Below are 15,249 nucleotides of genomic sequence, written 5' to 3'. Positions count from 1 at the left end.
GCGGCACAGCGCGAATCCGCCTCGGTGAGCGGGGCCGAGTCCCCGGAGGGTGGTGCCATTCAGTCGTTCCGGCGATCCCAGGCCGCTCGCACCGTACTCGGGATCCGTCCCTTGGAGGGCACCTCGATCCCTTGGGCGCGAGCCCACGCCCTGATCTCCGACGGTGTCGCCGGTGGACCGTGCAGGCCCTGCACGATGGGCTCGCTGCCGACGGTGAGCCGCCATTCGTGTAGCGCGGCACCGAGCCAGCGGTAGGTCCATTCCTCGGCGAGTTTGCGGTTGTCGCAAAAGACGATCGGCACGGTCGGAAACCGGACCTGCGCCTCGGCGACTGCCTCGGCCAGCGCGGCGCCGCTGACGTATTCGCGCGTGAACACCTTGCTGTATGAGGCTTCGACGACCACCGCGGCGCGTCGGAGTCCCGCGAGACCTGCCAACTGGTAGGTGAGAGTTCCCTTCATGAGACCGTTGCCGAGGTCGTCGATCGACTTGCGTTCGACGGCGGCGACCACCTGGTCGTCCTCGACGATCGCGTAATCGCCGGCATCGAGGCGGTGTCGAGTGGTGGTCGCCTGTTGATGACCGAAGGAGTAGGCGTACTTCTCGCCTGTGTCGACGACGATCTCGAGCGCCTGGCCGTGTGCCCGAGCCTTGGGAAGCGTGACGTTTGGACGCGCCTGCTTGGTGGTTTTGCGCGTCTGCCAGAAGATCATCTCGCGTCCGCGAGCCCGCGTGACGACGAACTGTGACCGATTCTCGCGAGCGCGGTCGAGCACCAGATCGATCGCCGCCCCGCGCCGCGTCACCGACCGAACCGGAAGACGTTCGACGATCTGCGGTGTGGTCGGCCATTCGTCGGCGCGATGACAATAGACCTTGCTGGTTCGCGGCCAGGTCTCCCTCACCTTCAAGACGATCCCGTCACTGCCGAGCGGAATCCGGACCAGAAAGGGCAGTGAGGAGCCCTGTTCCGGATTTCGGGCGATGATCAGGTCGTCGGGCATCATCGACGAGCGTAACGGGCGAAGATCGCGCGCGTCCGCAATTGATCCGCTCAGTCGAGTGCGGCGATGCCCAACGCGTTCAGGACCGTCCGCAGCTTGAACGCCGTCTCCTCGAGTTCGCCCTGCGGGTCGGAGTGTTCGACGATACCGCCGCCGGCCCACGTCCGGAGGCTGCGACGATCGGCCTCGAGTTCGAGGCACCGGATGGTGACCATCCACTCCCCGTCGCCGGCGGCGTCGCACCAGCCGACCGCCCCCGCATAGAAGCCGCGCTCACCCTCGACCTCGCGGATGATCTGCGCAGCAACATCACTCGGCGTGCCGCAGACCGCCGGGGTGGGGCCGAGCAGGAGTGCGAGATCGAGCGCAGTGGTCGCCGGGTCCCGAAGCCGCGCGCGGATCGGGGTGGCCAGATGCCAGACCTCCCCGGTCGACTGCAATTGCGGGGTCGACGGCGCGTCGACGTCGTCGCAGAGGTGTCCCAGCCGGTCTCGCAGGTGGTCGACGACGAAGGCGTGCTCGGCGAGATCCTTCGCCGAGGAGAACAATCCGTCGGCAGCGGCGCGGTCGACGACCGGGTCGGGTGACCGCGGCGCCGATCCCGCGTACGGGTGGCAGGTGACGACGGAACCCGACTTGCGCAGCAGCACTTCGGGACTCGCGCCCAACAGCCACGAACCCGAGCCGGTGGCCGCGCCGAGATCGACACCGAATGCGTTGTGTCCGGCATTGCCGCCCGCCAGTGCGTCGAGGAGTTGCAGAGGCTCGACCTCGGCGTCGAGCACGATGTCGACGCTGCGGGCGAGTACGACCTTGCCGACGTCGCCGGCGACGATCCGCTTCACCGCGTGTGCGACACGTTCGCGGTGCTCGTCGGCCGTGGGGTGCAGGGTCGTCGACACCGGGGTGCGCGTCAGCGGTGGTGTGCCTGCCAGCGGCGCCGCGTCGACGTGCAGGACTTCGGGCACCACCAGCGCGGCGGGCTCGGCGAGGTCGAAGGGGATCGCGCCGGTCAGACCGTCGACGGTCCCGGCGCGCAGGGCGGCCGAGGCGGCGTCGACGTCGGTGAACGCACGGACCGCGCCCATGCCCCGCACGGTGCCGTGCGGGCGGGACAACACGAACACATCAGTCGCTGACACCCCTGACACGCTACAGGTAAGTGTGCCCTAACTTCCGATCACGTTGAGTGAAAATTGACACGTCCGCGCGAGATCGACGACCCTTGGTCGTAGGTCATGAGTGCCAGTGACAAGCCCCGGCTCGCTGGTCGGCAACCCTCCTTCGCGGTGGGGTGCTCCGGGTGACGACCCGGCCGCGTACCGACCGGACGCGGCAAGCGCGAATTGTCTGAGGAGTTTCCTGCCGTGACCGCTGTCCTGTCCGCACCCGCCGGTCGCCTGTCGCCCGCAGTCGACGTCCGCTTCGACGCCGCCCGGGAATCGGTGCGGCAGTTCGTCCGTGCGCGGGTCGACGACACCGTCGTCTTCACCCGCGATGCCGCCGTTGCCCTCGACCTCGCGGCGCGCATCACTCCTGGCGACGTCGTCGTCCTCGACATCGGGCAGGGCGCCGACCTGCTGCGGTGGTGCGCACCACGGCAGGGGCGCGACCGGGCGCGGTTCGTCCCGGCCTGCGAGACCATCGAGGACACCTTGGTCGCGCTGGAGACCGAGCTCGCCTCGGCGCCGGCATCGTTCCTGGTCGTGACCGCGGTATCGGACATCACCGGCGAGGTGCTGCCGATCGGCCGGCTCGCCTCGCTCGCGCACCGGTCCGGGGCCCGCATCCTGGTCGACGCCGCGCAACTCGTCGGGCACCGGCCCGTCTCCGTCGTCAGCCACGGCATCGACTACCTGGCGTTCGGTGAACCAGGTCGTAGGACGGATGGCGCCGGCGTTCTCATCGGTCGTCGTGACTGGTTCGACGCCGCCGATGTCGATGCCTCGCCGGACGCCGACGGCGTTCCCGGGGCGATCGCGGTCGCCGAGGCGTGTCGGGTGCTCGCCGATCTCGGACCCGAGACGATCGGCCTGCATGAACGCCGCCTCGCCGAACGTCTCGACGCCGGCCTGGCCGCGATCGGCAGCTTCACGCCGCTGCGGATCTTCACCGATTCCACCGACCGCGCGGGAGTCGCGGGCTACACCGTCGACGGCCTCGCACCGCCGGCCGACACGGTGCGCGCGAGTTTCGGAGCGGGCACCACCGTCGACGACATCGACCGGATTCTCGATGCATTCCGGGCGCGAACCGAACAGACCGACCGAACTCGACCAGGGGTGAATAGATGACCATCGAACTCGACGCACGTGCTGACCGCGGCACCGTGATCGCCGCACAGACTGCCACCCCGACGGCCCCGATCAGCATCGGACGTCCGGGATTCCAGATCGCGCTCGCGGGAGACGATCTCGCACAGACGTTTCCGATCGTCGTGCGGCGGGAGACCCTCCGCGAGGCGCAGCGCGCCCGCTCCCTGCTCCGGGCCGGCAGCCACGATCAGGCCAATTTCGTGGTCGCACTCGAGGTGGAGGTGGCCGTCGCGCCGGACGCCGCGTCGGCGCGCACGGCCGCTGCTGCGGCGGTGAACGCGTCGTCGGAGACGGGCTCGGGGACCATCCGCTACATCGGGACGACACACGGACTGATCACGCTGGTCCGCGACATCTACGCAGCCGAGGTCGCCGACGCCGTGATCCTCATCCCGATCGACGGCGCGGCCACCGAACGCCGCATCCGCGAACAGATCCTGCCGGTGCTCGCCGAGCAGCGGTACCGCGTGGCCTGACCCACTGCTGGTTGAGCCGGCACCGAGCGTAGCCGCCGGGCCGAGCAAGCGACGAAGGAGCGCGTGGAGGTCGAGGCGCCGAGTCGAAGCCACCTGGTGACCAGACAAGACCGCCGACACCATCTCGGATGATGGTGCCGGCGGTCTCGTGTGTGGGAGAGATCAGCCGCGCGAGGGCTCGTTGGCCGCGTCGGGGTGCGCAGCGAGGCGATCGATGGCCTCCTGTGCGATCTTCTCGGCCTGGTCGCGGCCGACCCATCCGCCCGGGTCGACCTCCTTGCCCGGCTCGAGGTCCTTGTAGTGCTCGAAGAAGTGGGCGATGGGTCCCAGCTCGTATTCGGACACGTCGGAGATGTCCTTGATGTGGTCCCAGCGCACGTCCTTGGCGGGGACGCAGAGCAGCTTGTCGTCGCCACCGGCCTCGTCGGTCATGGTGTACATGCCGACGACCCGTGCGCGCACGATGATGCCGGGGAACACCGACTCGGGGAGCAGGACCATCGCGTCGAGCGGGTCGCCGTCCTCACCGAGGGTGCCGTCGATGTAGCCGTAGTCGGCCGGGTAGCCCATCGAGGTGTACAGGTAGCGGTCGAGGTAGACCTTGCCCGTCTCGTGGTCGACCTCGTACTTGTTGCGGCCACCTTTGGGGATCTCGATGGTCACATCGAATTCCACAGTTCCTCCTGGCAGTCTTGATCGGGGATGCCGCGTCGGGCCGAAACGCCCGCACGCTGCCCCAACGATACTGTTGGTCCGGCGACCTCGATGTTCGTACCCCTCGTTGTGCGTATGTCCGGGCCGTTCCATCGACCGTCAACCGCGAGAGACCCGGAGGCTTTGTGGGCGCATCCACCCGAAACGGCGGTCGTTCCGGTCGGAGACTTCTGTGGTGGACGATCACCGCGGTGGTGATCCTGGCCCTCGTCGCGACGGCCTCGGTGGTCATCGCGCTCCGGCTCGACCGGGAACCCGAACTGCCGCCGGGGGTTCCCCCGCAGCCCGCCGCGATCGCCGTCGACCCCCGGATCGACCCGGTGGTCGCCTCCGCGCCGGAGCCCACGCCGAGCGGTGTGTCGCGGGCCATCGCGCCGGCACTGCGGGATCCGGCGCTCGGCGAACTCACCGGCATGATCAGCGACTCGCTGACCGGCACCGTCCTGTGGACCAGCAACCCCGAGCGTCCGCGGATCCCCGCGTCGAACGCCAAGGTCCTCTCGGCCGCGGCCGTCCTCGAAGCCGTGCCGCACGATCAGCGACTGACCACGACGGTGGTGGCCGGCAGCAACGGGCAGATCATCCTCCGAGGTGCGGGTGACCCGACCCTGTCCGCACAGCCCGCCGGCACCGACACCTTCTACACCGACCCCGGTCGCATCGCCGACCTCGCGCGGCAGATCGAGGACACCGAGATCCCGGTGACGTCGGTGGCAGTCGACCTGAGCGCGTTCTCGGGTCCGACGATGGACACCACCTGGGACCGCCGGGACATCCAGGGTGGCGACATCGCGCCGATCGAATCGCTGATGGTCGACGGCGCCCGGCTCGAACCGCTCGACGAGTACTCGCCGCGCACCGCGGAACCGGGCATCATGGCCGGCGAGGCGCTGGCCGCGGCTCTCGGCGTGGAGGGTCCCGTCACGGAGGTGACCGGTTCCGGCGCAGCCGCATCGGGGAACGACCGCGTCATCGCGAAGGTCCAGTCGGCGCCGCTGGTCACCCGGGTCAACGACATGCTGCGCTACAGCGACAACGTGCTCGCCGAGACCCTGGCCATCGAACTGTCGGTGCACCGGGGCGGGCCGCCCACGCACGCCGGCGGCGTGGAGGCGATCGAACAAGTCCTGTCGTCGATGTTCCCGGACCAGTGGGCGGGCACCACCCTGCACGATGCGTCGGGGATCTCCTACGCCAACCGCACCACGCCGGAACTGCTCGACGCCGTGATGACGGCCGCCAGCGGGCCCAGCCGGCCGGCGCTGCGCCCGATGCTCGACGGGCTGCCGATCGCCGGTGGCACCGGTACGCTCGCGGACCGGTTCGACGCCCCGGGCAACCCGGGCGCGGGCTGGGCACGCGCCAAGACCGGAACACTCACCGGGGTCAGTTCGTTGACCGGCATAGTGCAGACAGTCGACGGCCGCGTGCTGTCGTTCGCCCTGATGTCCGGCGGCACCTCGCCGGCGGACGCGCGACCCGCCCTCGACGCCGTGGTGGGTCAACTGAGAGAGTGCGGGTGCCGATGACCACTTCAGGAATCGCCGGATCGGACGTCACCGACGCCGGGATCACCGGAACCGGGACCACCGAGGTCGCCGAGACCGCCGACCGTCAACCGGGCATCGGGTCGCAGATCGACTGGTCGCTCGCGGCGTCGACCGCGAAACGTCTCACCCGTCCCGGTCCCAAGACCACGGCCTACACCTACGAGGCGGCCCGTACGGAACTGGCCGACGCCGCGACCCGGGCCGAAGCCCCGGTCCGTGAGGTCACCGGGCTCGCCGACGGCCTTCGCGTACCGACCACCCGGGTCCTCGACCGGGCCGGGTGGATCGACGCCGCATCCCGGTCGATGCGCTCGATGCTCGGCTCCGACGAGTCGATCGATGCGGGATCGCCCGGACTCGGGGCCCGATTCGGCGGCCTCCAGGCCGGCGGGTTGCTCGCCTTCCTCTCCACCGCGATCCTCGGCCAGTACGACCCGTTCACCCCCGACCCGGAGACCGGCGAACCGGGTGTGCTGATGGTGGTGACGCCGAACATCATCAACGTCGAACGTCAGCTCAAGGTGATCCCGTCGGACTTCCGCCTGTGGGTGTGCCTACACGAGGTCACCCACCGGGTGCAGTTCTCGGCCAACCCGTGGCTGCGCGACTACATGCAGGACAACGTGGCCGTGCTGACCTCCGACGCCGGCGAGTCCACCACCGAGATCGTCACGCGGATGACCAAGGCGCTCAAGGGCTCCGACGGTCCGCGCGAAAAGGGTGTGATCGGGGCGATGCAACTGCTGCAGAGCCCGGAGCAGCACGCCGCCTTCCAACGCATGATGGTCCTGGGCACGCTGCTCGAGGGTCACGCCGACCATGTCATGGACGCCGTGGGACCGGCGCATGTGCCGTCGGTGGCGAGCATCCGAGCCGCCTTCGACAAACGACGCACCGCACCCCAGAACCCGGTCCAGCGGCTCATCCGGGCGCTCATCGGGATGGACGCCAAGCTCGCGCAGTACATCCGCGGCAAGGCCTTCGTCGACGCGGTGGTCGAGGCCGTCGGGATGGAGCGGTTCAACGTCGTGTGGACCTCGCCGGACACGATGCCGCTGCCGAGCGAGATCGACGACCCGCAGGCATGGATTCAGCGGGTGTTGTGAGGCGGGCGGTCGCGGACTTCGCGGCCGCTCATCTCGCCGGGCCGGACGTCTGCGTGGGACTCTCCGGTGGAGCTGACTCGCTCGCGCTGACCGCCGGCGCGGTCGGTGCCGGACTCGACGTCACCGCGCTGATCGTCGATCACGGCCTCCAACCGGGTTCGACGCAGGTGGCCGCGGCGGCGGCGCGCACGGCGGAGTCCCTCGGTGCCCGCGTGCGAATTCTCCCGGTGCGGGTCGGGTGGCGGGGCGGTCTCGAGGCCGCCGCACGTGACGCGCGATATGCGGCGCTCGAGCAGGCCCGCGACGGCCGGCCGGTCCTGCTCGGCCACACCGCGGACGACCAGGCAGAGACCGTGCTGTTGGGACTGGCACGCGGATCCGGGTCCCGGTCGATCGCGGGTATGCGCCCGTGGAATCGACCCTGGGGCAGACCGTTCCTCGGGGTCCGGCGACATCAGACCCTGGCGGCCTGTACGGAGATGGGCCTCGAGCCCCACCACGACCCGCACAACCGCGATCCGCGTTTCACCCGGGTTCGTCTGCGGGCCGAGGTGCTACCGCTGCTCGACGACGTGCTCCAGGGGGGTGTCGTCGACGCGCTGGGTCGCACCGCCGACGGTTTGCGAGCAGACAACGACGCGCTCGACGAGTGGGCGGCCCGGGTCCTGGCCGAGGCCGGCCGCGGTGACGTACTGGAGATCGCCCCGCTGCGCGACGCGCCGCCCGCGGTCCGGACCCGTGCCCTGCGCGCCTGGCTGCTCGACGTCGGTGCGACCGAGCCGACCCATCGGGTCATCTCCGCGGTGGCGGCTCTGCTGGACCGGACCGGCGCCGCGGGCGACCGGACCCAGGTCGCCGTCGGCGGCGACCCCGCGGTCCGCCGCGTCGTCGTCCGCCGCGGCGAGACACTGACGGTCCGCCTCACCGAGAGGTGAGACGGACCGTCGAGGACAGACTCCGCGATCAGCGTCGCGGCGGAACGAACGGCGAGTTGATCGTCTGGAAGTAGTGGATCCCGGCCCCGATCAGGGTGCCCCCGCCGCCGAGGGCGAGGCCGACGATGCCGCCGATCGCAGCGGCCGGCGCGACGCCCACCAGGCAGCCCACCACCGCAGCGGCGAGTCCGATGACGCACCCGATGATTCCGCCGACGATTCCACCGACGATGGTCCCGACCAATGTCCCGATCGACGTTCCCGCGGCGAGCTGCGAACGGAAACGTTCGAGCGCCTGGTCGTCGCGCTCCTGGCGCGTTTGCGGCGCCGCGACATTGTGTCGGGCCGCCCCGCGTAATTGATCGACCGCGGTCGGATTGAGTGTCGTCGAACGTGCGACCTCACGGGACGGAATGAGGGTCACCTTGTTTCCCGTGGTCCGCGTGTCGATCGGGAACTGCCGATACTCGCTGCGATACATGAGCGGCATGCGAAAGAGTTCCGCGCCGGCGGTGTCCCGGATCGTCAGATTTCCGTTCGCCGTGCTGACCGACGCGTTGTGCACCGTGAGAGTGAGCGCCGAGGCATTCCACGACGCATCGTAGGTCGCGGCGGAGGCCCGCTGAGGTGCGGCTTCGGCGGTCGCGGCGAATACGGTGACGACCGCGGTGACCAGGCACAGGATGGCGCTGAAACGTTTTCTGCGCAGGGGAGAACGCGAAGTGGGGGACACGAGCGCTCCTTCTTGTCCACACGGGGACAGGGCGTGAGAAGGGAGGGGAATTTCGAGGCCTGGTTACTCAGATCTCTGTTCTCGAGAATGTCAGACGCTTGATCCACTCCGAAACGCAACCACTCGGATTGGTGCCGGTGTGGCGACTTGTTATGCGACCGTTATCTGCACGGCAATTCGGCGAAATATCGATATGAAAGGGCGACAATGATTTGAGCAGGAATTTCTCGGAAAACCCCCAGGTGGACGGTCGGTCATTTCTTCGGCCTATGGCGACGACCCCGGTGCGGCCCCCGTTCATCGCGGTGCGGCCGAAACATGCGAAGCTGGGACCGTGCAGTTTGCCGATCCGTATGCCGCCGACATCGACGCTGTCCTGATCACCGAGGACGAGATCAAGGAGCGCACCGCCGAACTCGCCCAGTCCGTGGCGTCGCGCTACGCCGACATCGAAGAGGATCTGGTTCTCATCGGTGTCCTCAAGGGCGCGATCATGTTCATGACCGACTTCGCCCGGTCGCTTCCGATCCCGTCGCAGATGGAGTTCATGGCGGTCTCCAGTTACGGGTCGTCGACCTCGTCCTCGGGTGTGGTCCGCATCCTCAAGGACCTCGACCGCGACATCGAGGGACGCGACGTCCTGATCGTCGAGGACATCATCGACTCCGGTCTGACGCTGTCCTGGCTCATGAAGAATCTCGCCACACGGTCGCCACGCAGCCTGGAGGTGTGCGCTCTGTTGCGCAAGCCGGACGCCGTGCGTTCCACCATCCGGGTCGCCGACGTCGGGTTCGACATCCCCAACGAGTTCGTCGTCGGATACGGCCTCGACTACGCGGAGCGATACCGCGACCTTCCCTACATCGGACGACTGAAGCCGTCGGTGTACACGCACTGATCCATCGCCGGCGCATGACGCGGCGCCCGCGTGTCCGACCTGCGAGGGAACGGTTTCACCAGCGCGATCGTTGACCGGTAGCCTCAATGTGTACGTCGACGGGAAGGACATGGGAACGGCGTCGGCACCGGGACTCGATCCCGTGAGCCCGCACGACCCCCACCAACTGGCATGAACCGTAAGACAGTCTTCCGCAACCTCGCCATCCTGGCGCTCATCCTGCTCGCCCTGTGGGGCTGGAGCGTGATGAGCGACTCCGGTCGGGAGTACCGCGGCGTCGACACCTCTGTCGCACTGCAGCAACTCAACGACAAGAACACCAAGTTCATCAGCATCGACGACCGCGAGCAGCAGCTGCGCATCGAGCTGAACACCCCGATCAAGGTCAACGACGCCGACGCCGACAAGATCAGCGCCAAGTACCCGGCGCAGGCGGGGGACCAGGTCTTCGAGGCCGTCCAGGGCACCGGCGCCCCGTACACGACCAACGTCAACGAGCAGTCCGTCCTGTGGCAGATCCTCATCTTCGTGCTGCCGATGATCCTGCTGTTCGGTCTGTTCTTTTTCGTGATGAGCCGTATGCAGGGCGGTGGCCGCGGCGGCGTGATGGGCTTCGGCAAGTCGAAGGCCAAGCAGCTCACCAAGGACATGCCGAAGACGACCTTCGCCGACGTCGCGGGCGCCGACGAGGCCGTCGAAGAGCTCTACGAGATCAAGGACTTCCTACAGAACCCGACGCGGTACCAGGCGCTGGGCGCCAAGATCCCGCGCGGTGTGCTGCTCTTCGGCCCTCCCGGAACCGGCAAGACGCTACTGGCCCGCGCGGTGGCCGGCGAGGCGGGCGTCCCGTTCTTCACGATCTCCGGTTCGGACTTCGTCGAGATGTTCGTCGGCGTCGGCGCGTCGCGCGTGCGTGACCTGTTCGAGCAGGCCAAGAACAACAGTCCGTGCATCATCTTCGTCGACGAGATCGACGCCGTCGGCCGGCAGCGCGGCGCGGGTCTCGGCGGTGGCCACGACGAGCGTGAGCAGACGCTCAACCAGCTCCTCGTCGAGATGGACGGTTTCGGCGACCGCTCGGGCATCATCCTGATCGCGGCCACCAACCGCCCCGACATCCTCGACCCGGCTCTGCTGCGCCCCGGCCGATTCGACCGGCAGATCCCGGTCGGCAACCCCGACATGGCCGGTCGCCGGGCCATCCTCAAGGTCCACGCCAAGGGCAAGCCGATCGACTCCGACGCCGATCTCGACGGTCTGGCCAAGCGCACGCCCGGCATGTCCGGAGCGGATCTGGCCAACGTCGTCAACGAGGCGGCGCTGCTCACCGCACGGGAGAACAAGCAGACGATCACCGCCGAGGCCCTCGAAGAGGCGGTCGACCGGGTCATCGGCGGTCCGCGCCGCAAGTCCCGGATCATCAGCGAACACGAGCGCAAGGTCGTCGCCTATCACGAGGGCGGCCATACTCTTGCTGCCTGGGCGATGCCCGATCTCGACCCGATCTACAAGGTCACGATCCTGGCGCGCGGGCGCACCGGCGGCCACGCGCTCGCCGTCCCCGAGCAGGACAAGGACCTGATGACCCGCTCGGAGATGATCGCGCGGCTGGTGATGGCGATGGGCGGCCGTGCCGCCGAGGAACTGGTCTTCCACGAGCCGACGACCGGCGCGTCGTCGGACATCGACCAGGCGACGAAGATCGCGCGTGCGATGGTCACCGAGTACGGCATGAGTTCGAAGTTGGGTGCAGTGCGCTACGGCCAGGACCAGGGCGATCCGTTCCTCGGCCGGTCCATGGGCTCGCACACCGACTACTCCGCGGAAATCGCGAGCGAGATCGACGACGAGGTGCGCCGGCTCATCGAGGCCGCGCACACCGAGGCTTGGGCCATCCTGACCGAGTACCGGGACACCCTGGACGTGCTCGCGACGCAGCTCCTCGAGAAGGAGACGCTGACCCGCAAGGACCTCGAGAAGATCTTCGCCGACGTCGACAAGCGTCCGCGGATCACCGCGTTCAACGACTTCGGCGAACGCACTCCGAGTGACAAACCGCCGGTGAAGACGCCGGGAGAGCTGGCGATCGAACGCGGTGAGCCGTGGCCGCCGCCGGAGCAGGCCAAGATCCCCGAGCCGGTGGGTGCCGGTTATCCCGGTGGGCCGCAGGTCCCCGGCCAAGTGCCGAACTACCCGCCGATGTATCCCGAGCCGGGTGGTCCGACACCCCCGACGCAGGGCAATCCGGAACCGCGGTACCCCGACCACGGATATCCGCCGGCCGATCCCGGCCCCCACTATCCGAATCCCCAATATCCGAACCCCCAGTATCCGAACCCGAACTACCCCAACCCGCAGTATCCGGACCCGGGCAACGGCCGGACGGCGGCACCCGGGTCGGGTGGGCCGTACGGGGGCGGCACGCGTCCGGATTACGGCGCGCCGCGCGATTGGTCCGCACCCGGTTGGCCACCCGAGCCCGACCCGCGGTCGGGTCGCAACGGCGACACGAACGGCTGGGGTCATCGCGCCGGTGACGACGACTCGCGTCCGAGTTCGTAAAGTGGCCGGATGAGTATCAGCGAGCGGCGGGACGCCGTACTCGAGGGACCCCGGTCCGACTTCGACCAGGCACGCGCCGAAGCTGCGGTCCGCGAGTTGCTGCTCGCCGTCGGCGAGGACCCGGATCGGGAAGGTCTGATCCGGACGCCCACGCGGGTGGCGAACGCCTACCGGGAGATGTTCGCCGGCTTGTACACCGAGCCCGATGAGGTCCTCGCCACGACGTTCGACGAGGACCACGACGAGCTGGTGCTGGTGAAGGACATCCCGATGTACTCCACCTGCGAGCATCACCTGGTGTCGTTCCACGGTGTCGCCCACGTCGGCTACATCCCCGGCACCTCGGGCCGGGTGACCGGGCTGTCCAAGTTGGCGCGCCTGGTCGACCTGTACGCGAAGCGTCCGCAGGTCCAGGAGCGGCTCACCAGCCAGATCGCCGACGCGATGATGCGCAGACTCGAGCCCCGCGGGGTGATCGTGGTGATCGAGGCCGAGCACCTGTGCATGGCCATGCGCGGTATCCGCAAACCCGGCGCGACGACCACCACGTCGGCGGTGCGCGGCATCTTCAAGACCAGTGCGGTGTCCCGCGGCGAAGCCCTCGACCTGATCACCCGGTGACGCAGGCGCACGCAGTCCCCGCCGGCGGCGGTGTGCACCGGACTCTCGTGATGGGCGTCCTCAACGTCACCGCCGACTCCTTCTCCGACGGCGGTCGCTACCTCGACGCCGATGCGGCCATCGCGCATGGGCTCGAACTCATCGAGCAGGGTGCCGACCTCATCGACGTGGGTGGCGAATCGACCCGGCCCGGCGCGGTCCGGGTCGACCCCGGTCTCGAGGCGGAGCGCGTGGTCCCGGTGATCGGCGAACTCGCCGCGCGCGGGGTGACCGTGTCGGTCGACACGATGCGCGCCCCGGTCGCGGCCGCCGCGATCCGGGCCGGCGCCGCGATCGTCAATGACGTGTCCGGCGGGCGTGCCGACGCCGACATGGCGCGGGTCGTCGCGGACGCGGGATTGCCGTGGATCCTGATGCACTGGCGCCCGGCCGGGGACAGCACGGACCGGCGGTTCACGCACCGCAGTGGAGACGTCGACGGGTACCGGGACGTGGTCGCCGAGGTGAGTGGGGAACTGCTGGCCCAGGTCGACGCGGCGGTGTCGGCCGGCGTCGACGCCGACCGCCTCATCCTGGATCCGGGGCTGGGCTTCGCCAAGACCGCCGAGCACAACTGGGCCCTGCTCAACGCATTGCCCACCATCACCGGGCTCGGCTTCCCGGTGCTGGTCGGAGCCTCCCGCAAACGCTTCCTCGGGTCGCTGCTGCGTCGCGACGGTGCGGATCGGCCGCCCGCCGGACGTGATGTCGCCACCGCGTCGGTCTCGGCGCTGTCCGCCGCCGCGGGCGCGTGGGGGGTGCGCGTCCACGACGTCGCGAGCAGTCGCGACGCGGTCGCGGTCGCGGCGGCCTGGCGCACCGGCGGTTCCCGAACCTCGTCCTCGGTAGGAGACTCGAATGGCTGACCGGATCGAACTGCGCGGCCTCAAGGTGCGCGGCAATCACGGTGTGTTCGACCATGAACGGGCCGACGGCCAGGACTTCTACATCGACGTCGTGCTCTGGCTGGACCTACGGGCCGCCGGCGAGTCCGACGACCTCGCCGACACCGTCGACTACGGCACGCTCGCGCAGCAGGTCGCCGGCATCGTCGGGGGCGAACCGCGCAACCTCATCGAGAAGGTGGGGGCCGAGGTCGCGGAGTCGATCATGACCGACGAGCGCATCGATGCCTGCGAGGTGACCGTGCACAAGCCGTCGGCGCCGATCCCACTGACCTTCGACGACGTCGCGGTGGTGACCAGACGTTCCCGCAAGGGGACGCGATGAGCCGCGCGGTGCTCTCGGCCGGTTCCAACATCGGTGACCCGACCGCGCACCTGCGTTCGGTCGTCGAGGCTTTCGCCGACGACCTGGTCGCGGTGTCCGCGGTCTATTCGACGCCGCCGTGGGGCGGGGTCGAGCAGGAGGACTTCCGCAACATCACGCTCGTCGTCGACGGCCCGCATGATGCGCGCGGGTGGCTCGAGCGCGGATTCGAACTCGAGCGGGCCGCCGATCGGACGCGCGAGATCCGCTGGGGGCCGCGAACTCTCGACGTCGACGTCGTCACCGTGTCCGAGTCCGGCCAGGTCGTCGTGTCCGGGGACCCGGACCTGACACTGCCCCATCCCCGTGCCGCGCAGCGGGCTTTCGTCCTCGTCCCGTGGCTCGAGATCGAACCCGATGCCATCCTCTGGACCCCGGACGGTACGCGCGCGGTGTCCGATCTCGTGGCCGGGCTCGACGCCGCAGAGCGGGACGCGGTGCGTCCGGTCGGCCGCCTGACCGGGGTCGAGTCGTGACCGCGTCGGATCCGCGCCGGCCGGATCAGGACGACGAGGAGACCGGTCTCGGTCCCACCCGGGTCCGCGATCTCGCCGTCATCGCGGCGGTCACGGCGATCGTCGCGTGGATCCTGGTGCGGTACAACTACTCCGATTTCCCGCCGCTGCCGTTGCTCGCCGGTGTGGTGCTGTATGTGCTTGCCGCACTCGAGATCGTCATCGCCTTCGTCGTCCGTTCCCGGGTCGATTCGCGGGATGTCGGTCGCGCGCGGGGGCAGCTCCATCCACTCACGGCCGCGCGGGTGCTGGCCCTGGCCAAGGCTTCTGCGATCCTCGGCGCGATCGCCGTCGGGGTGTGGCTGGGTCTGCTGGCCTTCCTGCTCGGCCAACACGATCTGGCCGCTGCCGACCACGACCGGCCGGGCGCGATCGTCGGACTGATCGGCGGGGTGGTCCTCGTCGGTGCCGCGCTGTGGCTCGAGTACTGCTGCCGAGCACCCGACGATCCGTCCGCCGTCGGCGGTCCGTGAGGGTCGGGGCGAGTGTCGGACGCCCCGCGCACTCGTCGC

Annotated in this window: 16 protein-coding genes and 1 riboswitch; of the genes, 12 read left to right on the top strand and 4 right to left on the bottom strand. The window is 69.2% G+C overall.

The genetic code is table 11. The features are described from left to right. Window positions 1-59: 59 nt before the first annotated feature. Window positions 60-1,004 carry an ERCC4 domain-containing protein gene (locus Q9R39_RS04225; RefSeq protein WP_058249882.1) on the bottom strand — a complete coding sequence of 315 codons (945 nt, stop codon included), beginning with the start codon at window positions 1,002-1,004 and terminating at the stop codon, window positions 60-62. Between the two features lie 50 nt (window positions 1,005-1,054). Then, window positions 1,055-2,131 carry an isochorismate synthase MenF gene (locus Q9R39_RS04220; protein WP_058249883.1) on the bottom strand — a complete coding sequence of 359 codons (1,077 nt, stop codon included), beginning with the start codon at window positions 2,129-2,131 and terminating at the stop codon, window positions 1,055-1,057. Window positions 2,132-2,238: 107 nt separating this feature from the next. Next, a riboswitch (SAM riboswitch) is annotated at window positions 2,239-2,352 on the top strand. A gap of 19 nt (window positions 2,353-2,371) precedes the next feature. Between Q9R39_RS04220 and Q9R39_RS04215 the strand changes: the two genes are divergently transcribed. Both Q9R39_RS04215 and Q9R39_RS04210 read left to right on the top strand, forming a co-directional pair. Next, the gene (locus Q9R39_RS04215; RefSeq protein ID WP_058249884.1) at window positions 2,372-3,298 is read left to right on the top strand and encodes an aminotransferase class V-fold PLP-dependent enzyme; all 927 of its coding nucleotides are present in this window, start codon (window positions 2,372-2,374) and stop codon (window positions 3,296-3,298) included. Continuing rightward, window positions 3,295-3,795: a hypothetical protein gene (locus Q9R39_RS04210; RefSeq protein ID WP_058249885.1), complete on the top strand. Its 501-nt coding sequence runs from the start codon at window positions 3,295-3,297 to the stop codon at window positions 3,793-3,795. The genes Q9R39_RS04215 and Q9R39_RS04210 overlap by 4 nt, the downstream gene beginning before the upstream one ends. 162 nt (window positions 3,796-3,957) lie before the next feature. Here Q9R39_RS04210 and Q9R39_RS04205 read toward each other — a convergent pair whose 3' ends face one another. Then, window positions 3,958-4,470, bottom strand: a complete 513-nt coding sequence (locus Q9R39_RS04205; RefSeq protein ID WP_058249886.1) for an inorganic diphosphatase — start codon at window positions 4,468-4,470, stop codon at window positions 3,958-3,960. A 164-nt stretch (window positions 4,471-4,634) separates the two neighbouring features. On the opposite strand from Q9R39_RS04205, the gene dacB reads away from it, so the two are divergent. The 3 genes from dacB to tilS are packed head-to-tail and all read left to right on the top strand — an operon-like array spanning window position 4,635 to window position 8,100. Continuing rightward, window positions 4,635-6,038 (top strand): D-alanyl-D-alanine carboxypeptidase/D-alanyl-D-alanine-endopeptidase, encoded by a 1,404-nt coding sequence (dacB, locus tag Q9R39_RS04200; protein WP_078112648.1) that lies wholly within the window; start codon window positions 4,635-4,637, stop codon window positions 6,036-6,038. Continuing rightward, the gene (locus Q9R39_RS04195; RefSeq protein ID WP_058249968.1) at window positions 6,035-7,165 is read left to right on the top strand and encodes a zinc-dependent metalloprotease; all 1,131 of its coding nucleotides are present in this window, start codon (window positions 6,035-6,037) and stop codon (window positions 7,163-7,165) included. The genes dacB and Q9R39_RS04195 overlap by 4 nt, the downstream gene beginning before the upstream one ends. After that, window positions 7,162-8,100, top strand: coding sequence for a tRNA lysidine(34) synthetase TilS (gene tilS, locus Q9R39_RS04190; RefSeq protein ID WP_078112647.1), 939 nt, complete (start codon window positions 7,162-7,164; stop codon window positions 8,098-8,100). Before Q9R39_RS04195 ends, tilS begins: the two co-directional genes overlap by 4 nt. Window positions 8,101-8,128: 28 nt before the next feature. Here the strand turns inward: tilS and Q9R39_RS04185 are convergent, their stop codons facing one another. Further along, on the bottom strand, window positions 8,129-8,833 hold the full coding sequence (locus tag Q9R39_RS04185; protein ID WP_058249888.1) for a hypothetical protein: 705 nt from the start codon (window positions 8,831-8,833) through the stop codon (window positions 8,129-8,131). A 334-nt stretch (window positions 8,834-9,167) separates the two neighbouring features. On the opposite strand from Q9R39_RS04185, the gene hpt reads away from it, so the two are divergent. The 7 genes from hpt to Q9R39_RS04150 all read left to right on the top strand — a co-directional run bounded on the left by hpt (window position 9,168) and on the right by Q9R39_RS04150 (window position 15,210). After that, a complete protein-coding gene (hpt, locus tag Q9R39_RS04180; RefSeq protein ID WP_058249889.1) occupies window positions 9,168-9,731 on the top strand; it encodes a hypoxanthine phosphoribosyltransferase in 564 nt (187 codons plus the stop codon). 171 nt (window positions 9,732-9,902) lie between these two features. Next, the gene (ftsH, locus tag Q9R39_RS04175; protein ID WP_265967039.1) at window positions 9,903-12,293 is read left to right on the top strand and encodes an ATP-dependent zinc metalloprotease FtsH; all 2,391 of its coding nucleotides are present in this window, start codon (window positions 9,903-9,905) and stop codon (window positions 12,291-12,293) included. A gap of 9 nt (window positions 12,294-12,302) precedes the next feature. Beyond that, the gene (gene folE / locus Q9R39_RS04170) at window positions 12,303-12,914 is read left to right on the top strand and encodes a GTP cyclohydrolase I FolE (RefSeq protein WP_058249891.1); all 612 of its coding nucleotides are present in this window, start codon (window positions 12,303-12,305) and stop codon (window positions 12,912-12,914) included. 50 nt (window positions 12,915-12,964) lie between these two features. Further along, window positions 12,965-13,819, top strand: coding sequence for a dihydropteroate synthase (gene folP / locus Q9R39_RS04165; protein WP_058249969.1), 855 nt, complete (start codon window positions 12,965-12,967; stop codon window positions 13,817-13,819). After that, window positions 13,812-14,183, top strand: a complete 372-nt coding sequence (gene folB, locus Q9R39_RS04160; RefSeq protein WP_058249892.1) for a dihydroneopterin aldolase — start codon at window positions 13,812-13,814, stop codon at window positions 14,181-14,183. Before folP ends, folB begins: the two co-directional genes overlap by 8 nt. Further along, window positions 14,180-14,698 carry a 2-amino-4-hydroxy-6-hydroxymethyldihydropteridine diphosphokinase gene (gene folK / locus Q9R39_RS04155; protein ID WP_265967041.1) on the top strand — a complete coding sequence of 173 codons (519 nt, stop codon included), beginning with the start codon at window positions 14,180-14,182 and terminating at the stop codon, window positions 14,696-14,698. The genes folB and folK overlap by 4 nt, the downstream gene beginning before the upstream one ends. Then, complete coding sequence (locus Q9R39_RS04150) at window positions 14,695-15,210, top strand: DUF3180 domain-containing protein (RefSeq protein ID WP_265967043.1); 516 nt, start codon at window positions 14,695-14,697, stop codon at window positions 15,208-15,210. The genes folK and Q9R39_RS04150 overlap by 4 nt, the downstream gene beginning before the upstream one ends. Window positions 15,211-15,249 lie beyond the last annotated feature (39 nt).

The organism is Gordonia sp. AC31, from assembly GCF_031844505.1.
Lineage (GTDB): Bacteria > Actinomycetota > Actinomycetes > Mycobacteriales > Mycobacteriaceae > Gordonia > Gordonia hongkongensis.
The sequence above is the reverse complement of the archived record's forward strand: the minus strand, read 5'-3'. Positions and strand labels throughout refer to the sequence as shown.

Bases quoted from the DNA above. Each gene is read 5' to 3' on its own strand.
- ftsH (WP_265967039.1), top strand. From the start codon at position 9,903: ATGAACCGTAAGACAGTCTTCCGCAACCTCGCCATCCTGGCGCTCATC.
- Q9R39_RS04210 (WP_058249885.1), top strand. From the start codon at position 3,295: ATGACCATCGAACTCGACGCACGTGCTGACCGCGGCACCGTGATCGCC.
- folB (WP_058249892.1), top strand. From the start codon at position 13,812: ATGGCTGACCGGATCGAACTGCGCGGCCTCAAGGTGCGCGGCAATCAC.
- folP (WP_058249969.1), top strand. From the start codon at position 12,965: ATGGGCGTCCTCAACGTCACCGCCGACTCCTTCTCCGACGGCGGTCGC.
- folK (WP_265967041.1), top strand. From the start codon at position 14,180: ATGAGCCGCGCGGTGCTCTCGGCCGGTTCCAACATCGGTGACCCGACC.
- Q9R39_RS04225 (WP_058249882.1), bottom strand. From the start codon at position 1,004: ATGCCCGACGACCTGATCATCGCCCGAAATCCGGAACAGGGCTCCTCA.
- Q9R39_RS04195 (WP_058249968.1), top strand. From the start codon at position 6,035: ATGACCACTTCAGGAATCGCCGGATCGGACGTCACCGACGCCGGGATC.
- folE (WP_058249891.1), top strand. From the start codon at position 12,303: ATGAGTATCAGCGAGCGGCGGGACGCCGTACTCGAGGGACCCCGGTCC.